Annotated in this window: 2 protein-coding genes and 1 riboswitch; both genes read right to left on the reverse strand. The window is 71.2% G+C overall.

The features are described 5' to 3' along the window. Positions 1-545: bifunctional diaminohydroxyphosphoribosylaminopyrimidine deaminase/5-amino-6-(5-phosphoribosylamino)uracil reductase RibD (ribD, locus tag ACNPM4_RS17330; RefSeq protein ID WP_448986507.1), on the reverse strand; the 545-nt coding region annotated here is incomplete at its 3' end. Between the two features lie 63 nt (positions 546-608). Beyond that, a riboswitch (FMN riboswitch) is annotated at positions 609-753 on the reverse strand. 68 nt (positions 754-821) lie between these two features. Beyond that, the coding region (locus ACNPM4_RS17335; protein WP_448986508.1) for a zinc finger domain-containing protein at positions 822-1,279 on the reverse strand (458 nt) is incomplete at its 5' end.

Raw genomic sequence — 1,279 nt, forward strand, 5'->3', positions numbered from 1 at the left:
TCGGCGCGCGCGGCAGGCCCGGTGATCCACTGGCTCGAGCCGTCGGCAGCGGCAGCGCGGCCGTCGAGGCTCTGCGCCCATTTGACCGTGATGTGCGGGCGTCCCAACCGCTGCGCCATGAGCCAGCCCTCGATGAGCGCGTGCGCGGCGTCTGCCTGCTCACCCGATTCGACGTCGACGCCGGCGGCGCGCAGGCGGTCCGCTCCGCCTCCCGATTCGGCGCCGGGATCGTCGAGGGCGTACACGACCCGCGCGACACCTGCCTCGATGAGCGCGACGGCGCAGGGCCCGGTGCGGCCGGTGTGGTTGCAGGGCTCGAGCGTCACGACGGCGGTGGCGCCGCGGGCATCGCCCGGTGCGAGCTTCGACAGCGCGTCGACCTCGGCGTGCGGGGTGCCTGCTCCGTGATGCCAGCCCTCGGCGAGGACCGTGCCATCGGGGGAGAGGATGACCGCGCCGACCTGCGGGTTCGCCCCACGGGGTCCGCGCGTGGCGAGCTGGAGCGCGCGATCCATCGCGCTGCGCTCTGCCGCGTTCACTGCCATCCGTCGTCCTCCTCTGAGGCTCCGGGGTCAGACAAGGATGGCGGAACGGACGCACGCATGCGTCTCGTGCTGCCTCCCTTCCGGACTAGCGAGGTCTCCCTCGCATCACCGTCGGTCCCGGAATTCCACCGGATCGGCATCCCGATCTCTCGAGACGCTCGCGGACTGTCACCGCCGGTTCGGATTCCCACCGACCCCGGAGCACGTTGTTGCTCTGAGTGTACTCAACGCACCTGCGCGCATTTCATTCCAAGACATGGACCGGCAGGGCCGCGATCACTTCAGCAGTCGAGAGAGACGGCGGTCGGCGAGCACCTTGCCGCCGGTCTGGCAGGTGGGGCAGTACTCGAGCGAGCGGTCGGCGAAGAACACGCTGCGGACGGTGTCGCCGCAGACGGGGCACGTCTCGCCGCGACGCGCATGCACCTGCATCCCGCGGCGCTTGGCATCCTTGAGGTCGGCGGGCGGCTTGCCCGATGCCTCGGCGACCGCTTCGGTCAGCGTCTCGCGCATCGCGTCGAACAGGCGGTCGATCTCGGCATCGTCGAGCTTCCCGGCGATCGCGTACGGCGACATCCGGGCGGCGTGCAGGATCTCGTCGGAGTAGGCGTTGCCGATCCCCGCGATCACCGCCTGGTCGCGCAGCAGCCCCTTGATCTGCATCCGCCGGTCCTCCAGCAGCGCGGCGAAGGCGTCGCGGTCGAAGGCGGAGTCGAGCGGGTCGGGCCCGCGCC

The sequence above is a fragment of the Microbacterium umsixpiens genome (genome assembly GCF_053543675.1).